Genomic DNA, 18,551 nt, shown 5'->3' on the forward strand with positions numbered 1-18,551 from the left:
CTACCGTCCCGAGATCTACAACGCCGTCAGCCCCGCGGGCGAGGTCTACCGGCCGACGCTCGACGAGCCCGAGTTCGTGCGGACCGGCATCGACTACGACCGCGAGGAGCGCAGCCGACTCGCGGTCACCCAGGGCCGCTACGCCGAGGAGCACTTCGTGACGCCCCACCGTCACATCCTCGACGCGTGGGCCGCCGACTACGCCGCCCCCGTCCGATGACCCGCGAAGGAACCGCCGCCGTGACGACCCTCCTGCCCACCTCGACCGTCGGCAGCCTCCCCAAGCCCGCGTGGCTCGCCAAGCCCGAGGTGCTCTGGTCGCCCTGGGAGCTCGAGGGCGACGTGCTGGTCGAGGGAAAGCACGACGCGCTGCGCGCCGCGGTGCAGGAGCAGGAGCGCCGTGGTCTCGACATCATCAGCGACGGTGAGCAGACCCGTCAGCACTTCGTGACCACCTTCATCGAGAACCTCGACGGGGTCGACTTCGAGAACCGCGAGACGGTGCGCATCCGCGACCGCTACGACGCGAGCGTGCCGACCGTGGTCGGCGCCGTGAGCCGCCGAGGTCCCGTCTTCGTCGAGGATGCCGCGTTCCTGCGCGCGCAGACCGACCGACCGATCAAGTGGGCCCTGCCCGGCCCGATGACGATGATCGACACCCTCGCCGACCGCCACTACGGCAGCCGCGAGAAGCTCGCGTGGGAGTTCGCGACCATCCTCAACCAGGAGGCGCGCGAACTCGAAGCGGCGGGAGTGGACATCATCCAGTTCGACGAGCCGGCGTTCAACGTCTTCTTCGACGAGCTGAAGGACTGGGGGGTCGCCGCCCTCGAGCGCGCCGCCGAGGGACTTCGCGCCGAGACCGTCGTACACATCTGCTACGGCTACGGCATCAAGGCCAACACCGACTGGAAGGCGACGCTCGGCTCGGAGTGGCGCCAGTACGAGGAGTCCTTCCCCCTGCTGCAGCGCTCGAGCATCGACACCATCTCGCTCGAGAGCCACCGATCGAACGTCCCGATCGAGCTCGTCGAGCTGGTCCGGGGCAAGAGGGTCATGCTCGGCGCCCTCGACGTCGCGAGCGAGCGCATCGAGACACCCGAAGAGGTGGCCGACACCCTGCGCCGCGCCCTGGAGTTCGTGGATGCCGACAAGCTCGTCCCGAGTTCGAACTGCGGCATGGCGCCGCTTCCGCGTCATGTCGCCTACGACAAGGTCAGCGCACTCACCGCGGGCGCGGCGCTGCTGCGCGAAGAGCTCGCGGGCTGATCGACAGGGCGGGCCGGAGGACGCCGCGCCCGCCCCTCGCCGTCCCGGCCGCGGTGTCGACCGGCGAGCGGATGCCGTGGCAGAGTCGGATCGCCCCCTTCCCCGTTCCGAGGAGCCACATGCCCATCGCCGCCGATGACCCCCGCCTGACCTCGCCGTTCGAAGCCGCCGCGACCCGCTACGACGACGTCCCGTTCCAGCGGGCCGGGGCCAGCGGCATCCCTCTCCCCCGCATCTCCCTCGGGCTGTGGCAGAACTTCGGCAGCGCGCGTCCCCTCGACGTGCAGCGCGAGATCCTGCGCCACGCCGTCGACCGCGGGATCGTGCACATCGACCTCGCCAACAACTACGGCCCGCCCTACGGCGCCGCCGAGACGACGTTCGGCACCGTGCTCGACAGAGACCTGCGACGCTACCGCGACGAGCTGTTCCTCTCGACCAAGGCCGGCTACGACATGTGGCCCGGCCCCTACGGCGACGGCGGCTCGCGCAAGTACCTGATGCGCTCGCTCGAGCAGAGCCTGACGCGGATGCGCACCGACTACGTGGACGTGTTCTACTCGCACCGCGTCGACGCCGACACGCCGATCGAAGAGACCGTCCACGCGCTGGCGGACATCGTCCGCAGCGGCAAGGCGCTGTACGCGGGCATCTCGAACTACCCCGCCGACCTCACCCGCCGCGCGCACGAGCTGCTCGCCGCCGAGGGCGTGCGCCTGTTCATCCACCAGCCGCGGTACTCGCTCTTCGACCGCACGCCCGAGGCCGAGCTGTTCCCGACGCTGCGCGGGCTGGCGGTCGGCAGCGCGGTGTTCTCGCCGCTGGCCCAGGGGCTGCTCACCGGCAAGTACCTCGACGGTTCGGTCCCGGCGGACTCGCGCGCGGCCGACAGTCGCTTCCTCGACGCCTCGGCCCTGACCGACGACTACCTCGAGCGCATCCGCGGCATCGACCGCGTCGCCCGCGAAGCCGGTCTCTCGATCCCGCAGCTCGCGGTCGCGTGGGTGCTGCGCGACCCGGTGGTCACGACGGCGATCATCGGGGCCTCGCGAACCAGCCAGATCGACGACGCGGTGGCTGCGAGCACGACCACGCTGAGCGACGACGTCCTCGCCGCCCTCGAGCCCTTCGCGGCCGGTATCGGCGAACGCATCGCCTGACCGGCGCACGCAGCACACCCGCCGTTCCGGCGCAAGCGTCGCGCCCTCGGCCCGTCGATCCCGTGTGATGGAACCTCGCACACGCGATCGAAGGAGGCGTCATGGGTGTCGGACGATGGATCGGAACGGGCGCGGTCGGACTCGCGGGAGCGATCCTCGCACGAACGGCGATCGGGCGAGCGGCTGCCGCCGGGACGGTCGCCTACCGGGTCTGGAAGGACCCGAAGGTGCAGAAGATCCGCCGCAAGGTGCAGGCGAAGCTGCTGAAGCAGCGCCAGGCGCGCTGACAGACCACCGCCGGGCCGGGACTCGTCCCGCCCGGCGGGGGTCGTTTCAGGCGCCGGCGCCGAGCGGGAGCGGCGACACCGGTTTGGTCACGGCGAACGCGAACGTCGTGTCGATCGACGACAGCGAGGGGATCGCCCGCAGGTGCTCGCGCAGGAGTCTCTCGTACTCCTCGAAGCTCGGGGTGACGATGCGGACCAGATAGTCCCAGTCGCCCGCCAGCAGGTGCGCCTCGACGATGTGCGGGATCGCGCGCAAGCGCTGCTCGACGGCATCCACCGTCGCCCCCTCGTGCGACGCGAGCCGCAGGCGGACGAAAGCCGTGATGGTCAGATCGACGGCCTTCGGAGAGACGACGGCGCGGTACCCCTCGATGATGCCCGCCTGCTCGAGCTGTCGCACACGTCGCAGACACGGCGAGGGCGAGAGGCCGACGCGGTCGGCGAGTTCTTGATTGGTGAGGCGCCCATCCTGCTGCAGCTCGCGCAGGATGAGGTGATCGATGCGGTCGAGCGGTGTCATAGGGCAGATTCTGCCAATATTTTCGCCGCTACAGCAATTTTCGCAATCGCCTGCGCGCCGATCATTTCTACGCTCGGCTCGTGACCGTCTTCCCCCTGCCGCGGACCGTCGTGCCCGCTCGCGGCGCGCTCACCGGCGTCGCGGCCCTGGCGGCGGTCATCTGCCTGTGGTCGTCCTTCGCTCTGTCCACCCGTGCGCTCGAGAGCACGGGGATGACCGTGGCGGATGCCGCGATCGTCCGCTTCGGCGTGCCCGCGCTGCTGCTCGTGCCGTGGATGCCGCGCACCCTGCGCCGCCTGCGTGGTGAGCGGCCCGGGGTTCTCGCCCTCGTCCTGCTCGCCGGCCTGCCCCACTTCCTGCTGTTCGCCGGCGGCGCGCATCTCACCTCGGCCGCCCTGACCGGGCTGCTCGTGCCCGGGACGGTCCCCCTGTTCGTCACCCTCCTGCTCCTCGCTCGCCATCGCCGAACGATTCCGTCGCGCCGGCTCGCCGCCCTGGGCCTGATCGTGGCGGGGGTCGCCGCCAGCGCCGCCCTCACCGGCGGGCCGGGGGGACCCGGCGGGATCGCCGTACTGCTCGCCGCCGGCTTCGTGTGGGCCGCCTACACGCTCGGACTGGCCCGCACCGGTCTCGACCCCGTCGGCGTCATCGCGATCGTCTCCCTGAGCTCGCTGATCGCCGCGCTCGTCCTCGCCGCCACCGGAGCGATGCCGTCGCACCTTTTCACGGGCGGGATCGACCCGGGCGCGTGGGGCGCCTACGCGCTCGTCCAGGGCGTGGGCACCGGACTGCTCTCGACCGCCTGCTACGTGGTCGCCGTGAAGCACCTGGGCAGCAGCATCCCCGCCGCCGCCGGAGCGCTCAGCCCCGTCCTGACGGCGCTCGTCGCGGTCCCGCTGCTGGGCGAGGCGCTGACACCGGGGCTCGCGGTCGCGCTGGCGCTCATCGTGACCGGCGTGGCCACGTTCGCGCTGGCTCCCGCTAGGGCGGTCGAGACGACGCCGCGCACGGGGATCCCGGCATCCGATCCCCCTTCCGCTCCGAAGAGAGAGTGAGACGGGAGCACGCGTGCGTGCTGCCAGGAGCGAGGGATGCCATGACGACCGACACCCGGGCACGGGCCACCGAGAAGACCACGACGCGCAAGCCGCACGCGTGGCCCTGGGCCGCGCTGGCCGGCATCGTCGCCGCCGCCGCCCTGCTCGCCGTCGCCGAACTTCTCGCGGCGCTGTTCGCACGATCCGCGAGCCCGGTCCTGGCGGTCGGCTCGTTCATCGTCGACATCGTGCCCCGCCCGCTGAAGGAGCTGGCGATCACGCTCTTCGGCGAGTCCGACAAGATCGCCCTGCTCGTCGGCGTGGGACTGGGTGCCGCCGTGGCCGCCGCCGTCGCCGGTGTGCTGGAACACCGCTTCCGCTTCGTGGGCGCGGTGCTGCTGGGCATCGGCGGCATCCTCGCCACCGCGGCGATCATCACGCGCGCCGGGGCCGGAGCCCTCTCGTGGCTGCCGCCCGTGGTCGGCACCGTGGTCGGCGTGGCCGTCCTGGTGCTCGCGATCGGACGCCTGAAGCGCTGGATGGGCGCGGCCCGGGACCGCGACGTCGAGACCGCGGGGACGGACCGTCGCCAGTTCCTGCTGTTCACCGGTCTGACCGCACTCGGCGCCGTCGTCGTCGGTGTCGGCGCCCGCGTGCTCAACGCCACCACGTCCTCGGTCGCCGCGGCCCGGGACGCTCTGCGCCTGCCCTCGGCCCGCCGCACCGTCACCGTCCCCGACGGCGCCAATTGGGAGATCGAGGGCCTGAGCCCGATCATCACCCCCAACAGCGACTTCTACCGCGTCGACACCGCGCTCACGGTACCCAACGTCGACCCCACCACCTGGCGTCTGCAGATCGACGGCATGGTCGACACCCCGATCGAGCTGAGCTTCGACGACCTCGTCAACCGCGGTCTCGACGAATACGGCGTGACCCTCACGTGCGTGTCGAACGAGGTCGGCGGCGATCTCGTCGGCAACGCCATCTGGACCGGCGTCCCCATCCGCGACATCCTGCGCATGGCGGGACCGCAGGCCGACGCCGACATGGTGCTGTCCGAGAGCGTCGACGGGTACACGGCATCCACTCCCCTGTCGGCGCTGGTCGACGACAACCTCGACGCGATCTTCGCGGTCGCCATGAACGGCGAGCCGCTGCCGTTCGAGCACGGGTTCCCCGTGCGCATGGTGGTGCCCGGTCTGTACGGCTACGTCTCGGCCACCAAGTGGGTCACCAAGCTGACCGTCACCCGCTTCGACAAGGACGAGGCGTACTGGACCCCCCGCGGCTATGCGGCGCAGGCCCCCATCAAGCTGTCGTCTCGCGTGGACACCCCCAAGATCGGCACCCCCGTCACCGCGGGCACCGTGACCGTCGCGGGCATGGCCTGGGCGCAGCCCCTCGGCGTTCAGAAGGTCGAAGTGCGTATCGACGAGGGCGACTGGCAGGAGACCCAGCTGTCCAACCCCATCAACGACCAGTCGTGGGTGCAGTGGCGCTTCGACTGGAACGCCGAGCCCGGCAGCCACTACATCGCGGTGCGCGCCACCGACAAGCAGGGCAACCTGCAGATCGAGCAGCAGGCGCCGATCGCGCCCGACGGTTCGAGCGGGTGGCAGCGCACCCTGGTGACCGTCCGGAGCTGACGTCCCACCGCCCCTCACGACGCGCGTCCTCGGCCCGAGGGCGCGCGTCGTCGCATCGGCCACCGCGCCGTCGATGTCAATCGCTCGACCCGCGCGGCCCGCGCGGGGCATGATCGCTTCATGCCTGTCGCACGCGCCACCCGCCCGAACGGTGGTCTCGAATGACCACGGTGCCCGACGAACCGACCGCTCCCCCGTCAGCGGGCGCCGCGCCCGCGCCGCACCCGCTGAGGAGCATCCGGCGATCCATCCCCCGCGATTGGGACGAACAGGTCGACCTCTTCGCGATCGTGAAGCTCGACAGCGGCGGATTCGTGCGGGGGTGGAATCACGGCGCCGAACGGATCAAGGGCTACACCGAGGACGAGATCATCGGCTCGCACTTCTCGCGGTTCTACCGCGCGGAGGCCCAGCGGCGCGGACTGCCCGACCAACTGCTCGCCGCCGCCCAGCGCGACGGACACGTCGAGGACACCGGCTGGCGCGTCCGCAGCGACGGGACGGAGTTCTGGGCGCGCGTGACGATCTCGGCGATCCGCAACGAGCTCGGCCAGGTGCAGGGCTTCGTGAAGATCGTACGCGACCTGACGAGTGAGAAGCAGGCCGCCGACGAGCGGGCCGCGCTGCAGCGCACCTTCGCGCATGACCTGCTTTCTCCGGTCACCGCCCTGCGTGGCTATCTCGACCTGATCGGCGAGGAGCTGCCGCCGGACCACCGTCTGCTGCGACTCGCCGGCGACGCGAGCGACCACATCATCGCCATGGCGCAGGCGCTGATGAACGACGTGAACAGCACCGCCGAGCGCGGACGGCGCCGCGCCACCCTCGACCTCATCGCGCGCGGAGCGGTCGCGGTCGTGCTGCCGGGCGAGCTCGGGCGGGTGCACTTCGGACAGATGGATGCCGTCCCCGTCCTCGGCGACGTCCTGGGCCTGCGCCGCGCGATCGCCAACGTGATCGAGAACGCGGCGAAGTACTCGGACGACGTCGTCGAGATCGACGCCTACGAAACCGATCAGGGCGCAGCCATCCGCGTGCGCGACCACGGGCGCGGCATCCATCCCGACGACCTCGCCTCGATCACGCACGAGGGTCACCGCGGGCGCTTGGCCGACGACGGCGACGGGGGACGCGGGATCGGGCTCGCCAGCGTTCAGCAGATCGTGTCGGCGCACGGCGGGGCGCTGCGGATACAGAGCGCACTCGGCGAGGGGACGACGGTCGTGATCTCGATCCCGCGCGTCGACGACGAGGTCGTCGACTGACGCGGACGCTCCGGCCCGTCGCGGCGATCGGTGATCAGGGCCGCGCGGGCCGATACGGGTGCCGCGGCGCGTCGCGGGTCGACGGCGCCGCTCAGACCTCGGACGTGGTGAGAATCGCGCCGGCTGTCTCGACCTCGCGCAGCGCGGCTGCGCTCGATTCGGGGTGCACGCCCGCGATGAGGTCCGTGAGAACGCGGACGCGCCGCTGGGCCGCCACCGCGTCGAGGGCCGAGGCCCGCACGCAATAGTCCGTCGCGATCCCGACGATGTCGATGTCGCGGATGCCGTGCCGATCGAGGATCGACGCGGCGGTCTCGCCGTCGTCGGACACCCCCTCGAAGAGCGAGTAGGCCGGTCGCCCCTGCCCCTTCTTCAGGTGATGGGTGACGCGGGAGGTGTCGAAGACGTCGTCGTACTCGGCCCCGTAGGTACCGCCGACGCAGTGCACGGGCCACGTGTCGACGAAGTCGGGGGCGGCGGAGAAGTGACCGCCGTTGTCGTCATCGCCGTGGTGCCAGTCACGCGAGGCCACCACGACCGCGTAGTCGTCGGCATGGCCGTCGAGAAATCGCGAGATCCTCTCCGCGACGGCGTCACCGCCGTCGACGCCGAGGGCCCCGCGTTCGGTGAAATCGTTCTGGACGTCGACGATGAACAGCGCGCGAGTCATGCGTCGAGCCTAGACGCGAGGTCTCAGCCCCGGGCGAACAACAGCACGATCGAGACGACGAAAGCCACCGCGCCGAGACCGAGGACTCCCGCGGCGAGCAGCGACACGAAACGCACGGAGGGAGAGGAACGCGTCAGACGCATCCGGTGCGCCGTGCCGCGGCGATAGAAGATGTCGGCCATGTCGGCGCGACCGATCTTCTCCTCGTCATGCGCGGACAGGGGTGCCTCGTTCACCCCTCCGTCGTCGTCGAACCAGCGCACCACGCGGCCGCCCTCGACGTCCTCGACCACCGCGCGCGCCGGCAGCCACGTGCCATCGGCCAAGAGCAGCACGACCGCGGCCAGCGCGAGCAGAGCCCCTCCGCCGAGCCCCACCCACGTGAAGATCTCGATCAGGGCATCGAGAGCGTTCGACACGGGGAGCTCCAGCGGGTTGCGGGCGGAAGACGGGCCGTCGCGCGGAGGCGGGCCGGGGCGGCACCAGCTTACCGGGGACGGTGCGTGGGCCCGGAGCGGGTGCGCGGGGCGACCGACGAACGGCACGAGGCGGCTCGTCATCGGCTCACGGATCGGACCGTGCGGGAGGGGAACCAAAAAGGCCCCCACCCGGTGGAAGCGGGTGGGGGCCTTCGGAGCCGCCTAAGGGAATCGAACCCTTGACCTATTCATTACGAGTGAATCGCTCTGCCGTCTGAGCTAAGGCGGCATGTGCGCGCTGTCGCGTGCACGATCATCGATCTTACATGCTTCAGAGCACTTCGCGGAACGCGATCAGTAATCGCCGCTCGCGGCGCGGTCCGCGAGGATGTCCCGGCTCGACGAGAGACCCAGGCGCGTGGCGCCGGCGGCGATCATCTGCTCGGCCGCTTCGCGCGTGCGCACCCCACCCGAGGCCTTGACCTCGGCGCGGTCGCCGACGGTCTGCTTCATCAGCTCGACCGCGTGCACCGACGCACCGCCCGCCGGGTGGAAGCCCGTGGAGGTCTTGACGAAGTCGGCACCGGCGGTCACCGCCGCCTGGCACACGGCGACGATGGCCTCGTCGCTGAGGGCCGCCGACTCGATGATGACCTTGAGCACCGTCGGAGCCGGAGCCGCCGCGCGGACGGCGCGGATCTCGGACTCGACGACGGCGTAGTCGCCCGCGATCGCCGCGCCGATGTCGATGACCATGTCGATCTCGTCGGCACCCTGCGCCACCGACAGCGCCGCTTCGGCCGCCTTGACGTCGGCGTGGTGCTTGCCGCTGGGGAAGCCGCACACGACGGCGAGCTTGAGTCCCGCGGGAACCTCGACGGGCAGGAACGACGGCGAGATGCACACGCTGTAGGTGCGGAGCTCGGCGCCCTCGGCGATGAGACGCTCGACGTCGGCGCGGGTGGCCTCGGGCTTGAGCAAGGTGTGGTCGATGTAGGTCGCCAGGTCGGCGATGGGCGCGGTCATAGGGATCTCCTCGGGTCTGACGGATCAAGCCTAGGCGCGAGCGGCGTCACTCGCAGCGCAGGCCCTCGGCGGGCACCGTGCCGGCGACGAGATAGTCGTCCACGGCGGCGTTCACGCAGTCGTTTCCCTTGTTGTAGGCGAGGTGCCCCTCGCCGACGTACGTGACGAGGACTCCCTGCGACAGCTGACCGGCGAGCGCCTGCGCCTCGGCGTACGGGGTGGCGGGGTCGCCCGTCGTGCCGAGCACGACGATCGGCGGAGAACCGGGGGCCGTGATCGGCGCGCGCGTACCGGTCGGCGGCGCCGGCCACGCCGCGCAGGCGTCGGGACCGAGCCAGTAGGGCGCGACGACCGGTGCCTTCTGCGAGAGCTCCTGCTCGACGGCCGGGTCGTCCTCGTCGCCCTCGTCGGGATAGTCGACGCAGTTGTACGCGCGCAGAGCCTGGAGGGTGTTGTCCTGGTACTGCCCGTCGACACGACCGTTGTAGAAGTCCGCGAGCTGGAACGCGACCGAGGCATCGCCGTTGAGCACGTCGGCGAGAGCCACGCGCAGGTAGGGCCAGCTCTGGTCGCTGTAGAGCGCCGCGACGATCGCCGTGACGAGGGAGTCCGCGCCGAGGAGTCGACCGTCGGGGCCCGTGATCGGTCGGGCGTCGACGCGCGCGAGCAGCGACGACAGGTCGGCCATCGCGTCGTCGACCGAGCCGCTGAACGGGCACTCGGACGTCGACAGGCAGTCACCCATGAAGGCGCGCAGGGCGTTCTCGAATCCGACCGCCTGGGCGATCCCGCTCTCGGTTCCCGGCAGACTCGGGTCGATGCCGCCGTCGAGCACCATCCGTCCCACGCGCTCGGGGAACAGGCCGGCATAGGTCGCGCCGAGGAACGATCCGTAGGAGAAACCGAGGTAGTTCAGCTTCGGATCGCCCAGCACCGCGCGCAGGAGGTCCATGTCGCGCGCCGCGTTCTCGGTGGAGATGTACGGGAGGATGCCATCGCTCCCCGCCGCGCAGGCTGCGGCGAAGTCGGCCTGGCGCTGCTCGAGGGCCGCGTTGCGCTCGTCGCTGCCCCGGGCTCCCGGGGGGATGTCGTAGAGGAACGCGTCCATGCCCGCCGCGTCGTAGCACGTGACGGGCGCGGACTGCCCGACTCCGCGCGGGTCGAACCCGATCACGTCGTAGGAACGGGTGAGGTTCTCATCGGCGACGAGCGAGAGGGAGTCGCGCACGGTGTCGACGCCGCTGACGCCCGGGCCGCCGGGGTTGGTCAAGAGCGACCCCAGCGGCTCGCCCGAGGTCGCCCGATGCCGGATGACCGCCAGCTGCAGGTCGCCGGCCGAGGGATCGCCGTAGTCGCGCGGGGCTGTGACGGTGGTGCAGTCGAAGCCCGCTGCGCCGCAGTCGCTCCAGGTGAGCGTCTGCCCGTAGTACGACAGCAAGCTCGGGTCGATGCCCTCGGTCACGGGCGCGGGAGACCGCGTCGAGTCGGGGGCCATCGGAGGGATCTGCGCGTAGAGGCACCCCGACAGCGTCAGGGCCAGGCCCGCGAGAGCGGCGACGACGGCGGCGAGGCGACGACGGGCGGTCACGGGGTGGATCCGTTGGCGACGGTGATCATGAGGCTCTCCAGCGCCAGCAGCGGGGCGGCGTTCTGCTCGAGGTTGTTGCGGGTGACCGAGATGCGGTCGAGCACCCCGAGGGTTCTGGCGGGGGTCCACTCCCCCGCGAGGGCGCGCAGCGCCTCGAGCCGCTCGCTGTTGACGAGGTCGGCCTCGCGTCCGTACTGGATCATGACGACGTCGCGGAACAGCGACTGCAGATCGGTGAGCACACGGTCGATCCCGTCCCGCAGGCTTCGCGTAGCGCGACGCTTCTGGTCGTCTTCGAGGGCGTTCACCTGCCCGCGCACGGACGGCGGGACCGCCGCGCCCTCGGCGACGCCGAGCATGCGCAGCAGCGCGCGTCGCTCCTCGTCGTCGCGCGTGGCGGTGAGCGCCTTCGCGTCGTCGGTAGCGAGACGCACGATGCGTCCGGCGACATCGAACGCGTCGCCGATGCCGCGGACCGCCAGGACCGCGGCGAGCGTCTCGGCCCGCCGGGCGCGGGCGTCGTCGTCGGTGGCGAGGCGCTGGGCCATGCCGATATGCCGCTGCGCGTGACGGGCGGATTCCTCGGCCACGTCGGCGGCGACGCCGGTGCGCTCCACGATCAGCGCCGCGACATCCGCGACCGAGGGCTCCCGCAGCCGCAGCACGCGGACGCGCGAGCGGATCGTGGGAAGCAGGTCGGCGTCGCTGGGAGCGCAGAGGATCCACACCGTCTTCTCGGGGGGCTCCTCGAGCGCCTTCAGGAGGACGTTCGAGGTGCGCTCGGCCATGCGGTCGGCGTCTTCGACGACGATCACGCGGTGCCGACCCAGAGAGGGGGCGAAGGAGGCACGTTCGACCAGGCGTCGCGCCTCGTCGATGCGGATGACGACCTGCTCGGTGCGCAGTGCCGTGAGGTCGGGGTGGGTGCGCGCGAGGACCTGCTGCTGCGCGCGCTCGTCGCCCGGGTCGGCGATGAGCGCGGCCGCGAAGGCGTACGCGAGGGTGGAACGACCCGAGCCGGGCGGGCCGGTGAGGAGCCACGCGTGGGCGAGGGCTGCGGGATCGGACGCCGCCGTCCGGAGCGTGTCGACCGCGTCGTCCTGCCCCCAGACGGCGTCCCACGGGAAGGGCGCCGCGCCGGCGGAGGGGACGATCGGGGCGTGCGCGACGGACATGGCATCCAGCCTAATCGCGGGGTCCGACACGACCCCGGGCGCCGGCTGTGGATGCACCGGGGGTGAGGCGCCCGCGGCGATCTCGACGTCAGCCCAGGCGGGCCGAGACCGCCGCCCGCACGCGTTCCGCGAGCGACTCGGGCGGCTGCGTCGCGTCGAGGACGAGGAAGCGATCGGGCTCGGCTGCCGCGAGATCGAGGAAGGCGGCGCGCACGCGCGCGTGGAACTCGCCCTTCTCGGCCTCCAGGCGGTCGAAGGGCTTGTCGTCGGCATCCAATCGCCGTCGCGCAGCAACGGGATCGAGGTCGAGCAGGACGGTCAGGTCGGGCAGCAGCCCGTCGGTGGCCCACAGCGACAGCGCGCGCACGTCCTGCGCGTCGAGCACGCGGCCCGCACCCTGGTAGGCGACCGAGGAGTCGAGGTAGCGGTCCTGGATGACCACGTCTCCCCGCGCGATCGCCGGGCGGACCACCGTCTCGACGTGGTGGGCGCGGTCGGCCGCGTACAGCAGCGCCTCGGCGCGGGGATCGATGTGACCGCGGTGGTGCAGGACGATGTCGCGGATGCGGACGCCCACGTCGGTTCCACCCGGTTCGCGCGTGCGGAGGACCGATCCGCCGCGTTCGCCGATCCACTGCTCGAGCAGCGCGGCCTGCGTCGTCTTGCCCGCCCCGTCGCCACCCTCGAACGTGACGAAGAGACCGGGCCCCCCGGCCGCCGCCGCGCGCGGGGCGTGCAGCGGCCGGGTACCGTGCGCCGTCACGACGACGACGCCGGCGCCTTGCGCGTGGTCGTGGCCTTGGCCGCGGTCGCCTTCGCCGCGGTCGTTCGCGCCGTGGTCGTCTTGGCCGCCGTGGTCTTCGCCGCCGCGGTCTTCGCCGTGGTGGTCTTGGCGGCCGTGGTCTTCGTGGCCGTGGTCTTGGCGGCCGTGGCGGTCTTCGCCGCCGCGGTCTTCGCCGCCGTGGTCTTCGCCGCCGTCGACTTCGCCGCGGGCGTCTTGCGCGCCGTCGTCGCCTTCTTCGGGGCGGGACCCTTGGCCCTCTTGTCCGCGATGAGCTCGACCGCGCGTTCGAAGGTGATCTCGAGCGCGTTCTCGCCGCGCGGGACGGTCGCGTTCGTCTCACCGTCGGTGACGTACGGGCCGAAGCGGCCGTCCTTGAGCCGGATCGGCTTGCCGCTGACGGGATCGGCGTCGAACTCCTTCAGCGCGCTGGAGGCGCGGCGCGCGCCGTACTTGGGTTCGGCGTACTTGGCGATCGCCTCGTCGAGCGTGATGTCGAAGATCTGCTGCTCGTTGTCGAGGGAACGGGAGTCGGTTCCCTTCTTCAGGTATGGACCGAAGCGGCCGTTCTGCGCCGTGATCTCGGCACCGGTCTCGGGGTCGGCTCCGACGACGCGCGGCAGCGAGAGCAGCTGCAGGGCGGTGTCGAGCTCGATCGTGTCGACCGACATCGAGCGGAAGAGCGACGCCGTCCGGGGCTTGGGTGCGGCCTCTTTCTTGGCGGTGCGCTTCTTGGGCTGGTCGACGACCTCGCCCGTGGCCTGGTCGACCTCTTCGGGCTCCTCGGCATCCACTTCTTGCACGTACGGACCGAAACGGCCGTCCTTCACGACGACGAGCTTGCCGTTCTCGGGGTTCTCGCCCAACACGCGGTCTCCCGCGACCGGCGCGTCGATCAGCTCTTGCGCCTTCTCGGGCGTGAGCTCGTCGGGAGCGAGGTCCTCGGGGATGTTCACGATGCGCGGCTTGGCGTCGGGCGCGGCCGCGGGGTCGGTGACCTCGAGGTAGGGACCGTACTTGCCGAAACGCAGCGTGGCGGTGTCGGTGATGCGCGTCGAGTTGAGCTCGCGCGCGTCGATCTCGCCCAGGTTGTCGACGATGTGACGCAGACCGACCTGCTTGTCGGAGCCGAAGTAGAACTCCTTGAGCCACTCGGTGCGACGCTGCTCGCCGCGCGCGATCGCGTCGAGGTCGTCCTCGAGCGCCGCGGTGAAGTCGTAGTCGACGAGGTCGGCGAAGTGCTCTTCGAGCAGGCGCACCACGCTGAACGCGAGCCAGCTCGGAACGAGGGCCTGCCCGCGCTTGGTGACGTAGCCGCGGTCGAGGATCACGCCGATGATGCTCGCGAAGGTCGAGGGGCGACCGATGCCCTTCTCCTCGAGGGCCTTGACCAGGCTCGCCTCCGTGTAGCGGGGCTTGGGCGAGGTGCTGTGCCCCTTGGGTTCGACGTCGCTGATCGCGAGTTCGTCGCCCACGGCGACGGCGGGCAGCGACTGGTCGGCGTCCGCGTCGCGGTCGTTGCGCTTCTCGTCCGCGCCCTCCTCGTACGCCTCGAGGAAACCCTTGAAGGTGTACACGGTTCCGGATGCCGTGAACTCGGCGACCTTGTCGGCCGCGTCGACGGTGAGCGTGACCGTCGTGGTCTCGTACTTGGCATCCGCCATCTGGCTGGCGACCGTGCGCTTCCAGATCAGGTCGTACAGCTTCTGCTCGTCGCGGTCGAGAGAAGAGGCGAGCGACGACGGCGTGCGGAAGGTCTCGCCCGAGGGACGGATCGCCTCGTGCGCCTCTTGCGCGTTCTTGGACTTGCTCTTGTAGACGCGGGGGTTGGCCGGCACGGCCCTGTCGCCGTAGAGGGCGACGGCCTGCGCGCGGGCCGCCGAGATGGCCTGGCCCGACAGTGCGACCGAGTCGGTACGCATATAGGTGATGAAGCCCTTCTCGTAGAGCCGCTGCGCGACGCCCATGGCGTGCTTGGCGCTCATCGAGAGCTTGCGCCCCGCCTCCTGCTGCAAGGTCGAGGTGGTGAAGGGGGCGCGCGGGCTGCGGGTTCCGGGCTTGGCCTCGACCTTGGCGACGGTCGCGCGACCGGCGGTCGTGATCGCCTCGGCCAACGAGCGGGCGGCGGTCTCGTCGAGCACGACGACGGCCTTCTTGAGCTGTCCGTTGTCGTCGTAGTCGCCGCCGCGGGCGATCGGGGCGCCGTCCAGACGGTTCAGCCGCGTGGTGAACGATGAACCGGCCTGCGAGGCGAGAGCCTCGACGTCCCAGTAGGAGGCGGAGACGAACGCCATGCGCTCGCGCTCGCGCTCGACGACCATGCGGGTCGCCGCCGACTGGACGCGGCCGGCGCTGAGCGCCGTGCCCTCGCGACCGGAGCCGACCTTGCGCCACAGCACGGGCGAGACGTCCCAGCCGTAGAGGCGGTCGAGGACGCGGCGCGTCTCTTGCGCGTCGACGAGCGAGACGTCGAGCTCGCGCGTGTGCTCGGCGGCCTCTTTGATGGCGTCCTTGGTGATCTCGTGGAAGATCATGCGGCGCACGGGGACCTTGGGCTTGAGGACCTCGAGCAGGTGCCACGCGATGGCCTCGCCCTCGCGGTCACCATCAGTGGCGAGCAGGACTTCGTCGGCGCCCTTGAGAGCCCGCTTGAGCTCGGCCACCGTCTTGGTCTTGCGATCGTTGACGACGTAGAAGGGGTCGAAGTCGTTCTCGACGTCGATGGAGTACTTGCCGTACGCCGCCTTCTTGTCGGCGGGGATCTCTTTCTTCGATGCGAGGTCGCGGATGTGACCGACCGAACTGAGCACCTCGTAGTCGTCGCCGAGGTATCCCTGGATCGACTTCATCTTCGTCGGGGACTCGACGATGACGAGTTTCTTGCCGTTTGCCACTGGGGTCCTTTCGTCGATGCACACCATACACACGCCTCCCTGTCCGGGTTCCGGGAGGTCTCACGGGCTCGAAGCATCGGGGGGTCCGGCCCGCGAATGCGCATCGAATGAAATCCCACCGTACGCCCCGGCGACGCCGATGGTGGCGACGAGGCCGTCGAGTTCGCACGAGGCGAGGCGCGCCCCACCCGCCTCGGCGACGAGCCGGGCCTCGGCGCAGGGACTGCCCGCGACGGCGCCGCTCGCCGCGTCGGCCGCCGCGAGCGCCGCCGCGTCGGCGGTTCCGGCCAGTCGCTGCGCCGCGACCGCGGCTCCGCCGACCACCGTCAGAGAGACGCTCACGACCACCACGACGGCGATGATCCCGGTCGTGGCGACCGCTCCGGGCATCAGCGTCCCCCGTCGAGGGCGCACGCGCGGGCCGACAGCGGAGGCAGCGGCAGAGCGCCCCGCGGGGACGCGGTCGCGGTGACGCAGACCAATCCGTCGCGGCGGTCGACGGCGGCCGTGCCACCCGCCTCGGCGACGGCGGCGAGCGCGTCGGGGTCGTCGCGGCCGAGCAGGCGCGCGGACTCCGTCGCGGCATGCTGCAGCCGCACGCTCGTCGCCGCGGCGCCGACCGCGCCCACGCCAAGCGCGAGGACGAGGATGACGGCCGGCAGGGCGACGGCGAACTCGGCGGTCACGGCGCCCCGTTCGTCGAGCCCGCGGTTCATTGAACCGTGAGGGCGCGACGGACGAGATCGGTGAGGATGCCGCGCACCTCGTCGCTGCGCATGATCATCACGAGCAGTCCCGCGAACGCCACCGCCGCCATGGTGGCGATCGCGTACTCGGCGGTGGCCGCACCGCGTTCGTCGAGGAAGAGCGCGTGAGCGCGAGGTGAATCGAGCGTCGGAAGGTCGGACGGGGTGGCAAGGCGACGGCGGAACGGGTTCATGTGGACTCCTCGGTGGAAGGGTGGGCGGTTTCGAGAGACGGGTCGAGGTGAAGGGGGGTCAGGGCAACGGGCTCGCGCGCAGCAGCCCGAGCATCATCGGCACCACGGCGAGCAGCAGGAAGGCGGGCAGGGTGCAGACGCCGAGCGGGAGCAGAAGGCGGGTCGACAGGCGGGCCGCGGCGGTGCGGCCCGCGGTGCGTGCCCGATGCCGGGCGATCCAAGCGTCGCCGCGGAGCAACTCGGCGGCGGGCACCCCCGCGCGCACGGCCAGGGCGACTGTGCGATCGACGTCGGTGTCGTCGGCGAGTCCGAGGCCGCTCCGCTCATCGACGAGAGAACGAGCGCGATCCACCGAGACCCCCGCCGACAGCGCGATCGCCCACAGCTCGGCGCGCAGGCCGGGTGTCGACGCACGTCGTCGCGCCGCGGCCGCGAGCCGGCCGGTCCACGCGCGCGCCCCCACCAGGAGCACGACTCCCCCGACGAGGCACGCGACGCCGATGGGCTCGGCCACGAGCGTGCGGACGGGGTCGACACCCATCGGCACACCCATCGCCACCCCCAGCACGGGCAGCCAGCCGAGCAGGCGGGCCGTCGCGACGGGTTCGGCCACGGCTACGTCGATGTCGGCACCGATCTCGGCGGTGTCGCGGAGATTGCCCGCCACCGTTCGCAGGGTGTCGGCGAGCGGCGCTCCCGTCTCGACGGCCACCGTCCAGATGGCGGCGACGTCGTGCCAGGCCGCCCCCGCTGCGCGGAGCGGCTCGCCGACGTCGCCTCCGCGCGCCGCCGCCGTCGCGGCCGCACGCAGCGTTTCGTCACCGGTCCGGGCGAGCTCGGCCCAGGCGGCGCTCGCGGATGCCCCGGCCGCGAGCAGCACGGCCAGGCGCAGAACCGTCTCGAGCGGATCCGCCTCGACCGCTCGACGCGTCACGACCACTCCCGGGGCTGGATCCGCAGCCGGCCGTCCTGCACGATCGGACGACCCCACCCCGTGATCCGTCGGCCGTCGTCGGTGCGCTCCACGTGCACGATCGCGTCGATCGCGGCCGCGCACTGCTGAGCCGTGGTCGCGGGGTCCATGCCGGCGAGGGAACCGAGCGCCTCGAGTCGCGGGGCGACGTCGATCAGGCTCCGCGCGTGCAGGGTCCCGGCTCCCCCGTCGTGCCCGGTGTTGAGCGCGGACAGAAGCTCGCGAACCTCGGCTCCCCGGCACTCGCCCACGACGAGGCGATCGGGCCGCATGCGCAGGGCCTCGCGGACGAGCCGCGACAGGGAGACGCCGCCGGCACCCTCGAGATTGGGCTGGCGCGCCTCGAGGGCGACATGGTGCGGGTGGCGCGGACGGAGCTCGCACACCTCTTCTATGGTGATGATGCGTTCATGGGTGGGCACCGCCGTGAGCAACGCCGTCAGCAGGGTCGTCTTGCCCGCGCCGGTGGCCCCCGAGACGAGGACGTTCTCACGGCGATCGACCAGCGACGCGAGCCCGCGTCGCTGGGTCGCCGTGAGCATCCCCGTGCGCTCGAGCGCCGCGAGATCGAGGGCCTCTCGTCGCGGGATGCGGATCGAGATGCTCGTGCCCCGCACGGCGACGGGTGCCAGTATGGCGTGGACGCGGACGCCGTGCGTGAGACGAACGTCGACGCAGGGGGACGCATCGTCGAGGTGGCGTCCGCCGAGGGCGATCAACCGTACGGCGAGGCGACGCACCTCCTCTTCGACCGCACCCCAGGACGGCACACGCTCGATTCCCGCGCCTCGATCGACGAAGAGACCGTCCTCGCCGTTGATCAGCAGATCCGTGATGCGCGGATCGTCGAGGAACGGCCGGAGGAAGGTCAGCGCGGCGTCGTCGGCGGGTGACGCGC

At 71.4% G+C, this 18,551-nt stretch carries 20 protein-coding genes and 1 tRNA gene; 7 read left to right on the forward strand and 14 right to left on the reverse strand.

Features of this window, described 5'->3' with window-relative positions; translation table 11 throughout:
• The 4 genes from QZ433_RS11765 to QZ433_RS11780 form a co-directional block, all read left to right on the forward strand.
• A partial coding sequence (locus QZ433_RS11765) for a putative oxygenase MesX (protein WP_295783636.1) occupies nucleotides 1–220 on the forward strand: 220 nt, incomplete at its 5' end.
• Between the two features lie 20 nt (nucleotides 221–240).
• Nucleotides 241–1,269, forward strand: coding sequence for a methionine synthase (locus QZ433_RS11770; RefSeq protein ID WP_295783639.1), 1,029 nt, complete (start codon nucleotides 241–243; stop codon nucleotides 1,267–1,269).
• A 119-nt stretch (nucleotides 1,270–1,388) separates the two neighbouring features.
• Nucleotides 1,389–2,429: an aldo/keto reductase gene (locus tag QZ433_RS11775; RefSeq protein WP_295783644.1), complete on the forward strand. Its 1,041-nt coding sequence runs from the start codon at nucleotides 1,389–1,391 to the stop codon at nucleotides 2,427–2,429.
• Between the two features lie 101 nt (nucleotides 2,430–2,530).
• The gene (locus QZ433_RS11780; RefSeq protein WP_108320189.1) at nucleotides 2,531–2,716 is read left to right on the forward strand and encodes a hypothetical protein; all 186 of its coding nucleotides are present in this window, start codon (nucleotides 2,531–2,533) and stop codon (nucleotides 2,714–2,716) included.
• Between the two features lie 46 nt (nucleotides 2,717–2,762).
• On the opposite strand, the gene QZ433_RS11785 is transcribed toward QZ433_RS11780, so the two are convergent.
• Nucleotides 2,763–3,236, reverse strand: a complete 474-nt coding sequence (locus QZ433_RS11785) for an Lrp/AsnC family transcriptional regulator (protein WP_295783649.1) — start codon at nucleotides 3,234–3,236, stop codon at nucleotides 2,763–2,765.
• An 80-nt stretch (nucleotides 3,237–3,316) separates the two neighbouring features.
• Between QZ433_RS11785 and QZ433_RS11790 the strand changes: the two genes are divergently transcribed.
• The 3 genes from QZ433_RS11790 to QZ433_RS11800 all read left to right on the forward strand — a co-directional run bounded on the left by QZ433_RS11790 (nucleotide 3,317) and on the right by QZ433_RS11800 (nucleotide 7,187).
• Entirely contained in the window at nucleotides 3,317–4,291 is a 975-nt protein-coding gene (locus tag QZ433_RS11790; RefSeq protein ID WP_295783652.1) for a DMT family transporter, read from the forward strand.
• Nucleotides 4,292–4,332: 41 nt separating this feature from the next.
• Nucleotides 4,333–5,922, forward strand: coding sequence for a molybdopterin-dependent oxidoreductase (locus tag QZ433_RS11795; protein WP_295783655.1), 1,590 nt, complete (start codon nucleotides 4,333–4,335; stop codon nucleotides 5,920–5,922).
• Nucleotides 5,923–6,083: 161 nt separating this feature from the next.
• Nucleotides 6,084–7,187 (forward strand): PAS domain-containing sensor histidine kinase, encoded by a 1,104-nt coding sequence (locus QZ433_RS11800; RefSeq protein ID WP_295783656.1) that lies wholly within the window; start codon nucleotides 6,084–6,086, stop codon nucleotides 7,185–7,187.
• A gap of 91 nt (nucleotides 7,188–7,278) precedes the next feature.
• Here the strand turns inward: QZ433_RS11800 and QZ433_RS11805 are convergent, their stop codons facing one another.
• The 13 genes from QZ433_RS11805 to QZ433_RS11865 form a co-directional block, all read right to left on the reverse strand.
• Nucleotides 7,279–7,857 (reverse strand): isochorismatase family protein, encoded by a 579-nt coding sequence (locus QZ433_RS11805; RefSeq protein ID WP_295783659.1) that lies wholly within the window; start codon nucleotides 7,855–7,857, stop codon nucleotides 7,279–7,281.
• Nucleotides 7,858–7,880: 23 nt separating this feature from the next.
• Entirely contained in the window at nucleotides 7,881–8,276 is a 396-nt protein-coding gene (locus tag QZ433_RS11810) for a hypothetical protein (protein ID WP_295783660.1), read from the reverse strand.
• 216 nt (nucleotides 8,277–8,492) lie between these two features.
• Nucleotides 8,493–8,565, reverse strand: a tRNA-Thr gene (locus QZ433_RS11815).
• 65 nt (nucleotides 8,566–8,630) lie between these two features.
• Complete coding sequence (gene deoC, locus QZ433_RS11820) at nucleotides 8,631–9,302, reverse strand: deoxyribose-phosphate aldolase (RefSeq protein ID WP_295783663.1); 672 nt, start codon at nucleotides 9,300–9,302, stop codon at nucleotides 8,631–8,633.
• Nucleotides 9,303–9,348: 46 nt separating this feature from the next.
• Nucleotides 9,349–10,890 (reverse strand): alpha/beta hydrolase, encoded by a 1,542-nt coding sequence (locus QZ433_RS11825; RefSeq protein ID WP_295783666.1) that lies wholly within the window; start codon nucleotides 10,888–10,890, stop codon nucleotides 9,349–9,351.
• Nucleotides 10,887–12,065: a DNA polymerase III subunit delta' gene (locus QZ433_RS11830; protein ID WP_295783671.1), complete on the reverse strand. Its 1,179-nt coding sequence runs from the start codon at nucleotides 12,063–12,065 to the stop codon at nucleotides 10,887–10,889. The genes QZ433_RS11825 and QZ433_RS11830 overlap by 4 nt, the downstream gene beginning before the upstream one ends.
• Before the next feature lie 88 nt (nucleotides 12,066–12,153).
• Nucleotides 12,154–12,828, reverse strand: coding sequence for a dTMP kinase (tmk, locus tag QZ433_RS11835; RefSeq protein ID WP_295783673.1), 675 nt, complete (start codon nucleotides 12,826–12,828; stop codon nucleotides 12,154–12,156).
• Nucleotides 12,825–15,740, reverse strand: coding sequence for a type I DNA topoisomerase (topA, locus tag QZ433_RS11840; RefSeq protein ID WP_295783676.1), 2,916 nt, complete (start codon nucleotides 15,738–15,740; stop codon nucleotides 12,825–12,827). Before topA ends, tmk begins: the two co-directional genes overlap by 4 nt.
• 60 nt (nucleotides 15,741–15,800) lie before the next feature.
• Nucleotides 15,801–16,130 (reverse strand): Rv3654c family TadE-like protein, encoded by a 330-nt coding sequence (locus QZ433_RS11845; RefSeq protein ID WP_295783678.1) that lies wholly within the window; start codon nucleotides 16,128–16,130, stop codon nucleotides 15,801–15,803.
• A complete protein-coding gene (locus tag QZ433_RS11850) occupies nucleotides 16,130–16,426 on the reverse strand; it encodes a TadE family type IV pilus minor pilin (protein ID WP_295783681.1) in 297 nt (98 codons plus the stop codon). Before QZ433_RS11850 ends, QZ433_RS11845 begins: the two co-directional genes overlap by 1 nt.
• A gap of 26 nt (nucleotides 16,427–16,452) precedes the next feature.
• Nucleotides 16,453–16,680 (reverse strand): DUF4244 domain-containing protein, encoded by a 228-nt coding sequence (locus tag QZ433_RS11855; protein WP_295783684.1) that lies wholly within the window; start codon nucleotides 16,678–16,680, stop codon nucleotides 16,453–16,455.
• A gap of 58 nt (nucleotides 16,681–16,738) precedes the next feature.
• On the reverse strand, nucleotides 16,739–17,614 hold the full coding sequence (locus QZ433_RS11860; protein WP_295783686.1) for a type II secretion system F family protein: 876 nt from the start codon (nucleotides 17,612–17,614) through the stop codon (nucleotides 16,739–16,741).
• A complete protein-coding gene (locus QZ433_RS11865) occupies nucleotides 17,611–18,525 on the reverse strand; it encodes a TadA family conjugal transfer-associated ATPase (protein ID WP_295783687.1) in 915 nt (304 codons plus the stop codon). The genes QZ433_RS11860 and QZ433_RS11865 overlap by 4 nt, the downstream gene beginning before the upstream one ends.
• Nucleotides 18,526–18,551 lie beyond the last annotated feature (26 nt).

Origin of the sequence: uncultured Microbacterium sp., from assembly GCF_913776565.1 — a bacterium.
Lineage (GTDB): Bacteria > Actinomycetota > Actinomycetes > Actinomycetales > Microbacteriaceae > Microbacterium.

Bases quoted from the DNA above. Each gene is read 5' to 3' on its own strand.
- QZ433_RS11775 (WP_295783644.1), top strand. From the start codon at position 1,389: ATGCCCATCGCCGCCGATGACCCCCGCCTGACCTCGCCGTTCGAAGCC.
- QZ433_RS11780 (WP_108320189.1), top strand. From the start codon at position 2,531: ATGGGTGTCGGACGATGGATCGGAACGGGCGCGGTCGGACTCGCGGGA.
- QZ433_RS11785 (WP_295783649.1), bottom strand. From the start codon at position 3,236: ATGACACCGCTCGACCGCATCGATCACCTCATCCTGCGCGAGCTGCAG.
- QZ433_RS11795 (WP_295783655.1), top strand. From the start codon at position 4,333: ATGACGACCGACACCCGGGCACGGGCCACCGAGAAGACCACGACGCGC.
- QZ433_RS11800 (WP_295783656.1), top strand. From the start codon at position 6,084: ATGACCACGGTGCCCGACGAACCGACCGCTCCCCCGTCAGCGGGCGCC.
- QZ433_RS11805 (WP_295783659.1), bottom strand. From the start codon at position 7,857: ATGACTCGCGCGCTGTTCATCGTCGACGTCCAGAACGATTTCACCGAA.
- deoC (WP_295783663.1), bottom strand. From the start codon at position 9,302: ATGACCGCGCCCATCGCCGACCTGGCGACCTACATCGACCACACCTTG.
- QZ433_RS11830 (WP_295783671.1), bottom strand. From the start codon at position 12,065: ATGTCCGTCGCGCACGCCCCGATCGTCCCCTCCGCCGGCGCGGCGCCC.
- QZ433_RS11845 (WP_295783678.1), bottom strand. From the start codon at position 16,130: ATGCCCGGAGCGGTCGCCACGACCGGGATCATCGCCGTCGTGGTGGTC.
- QZ433_RS11855 (WP_295783684.1), bottom strand. From the start codon at position 16,680: ATGAACCCGTTCCGCCGTCGCCTTGCCACCCCGTCCGACCTTCCGACG.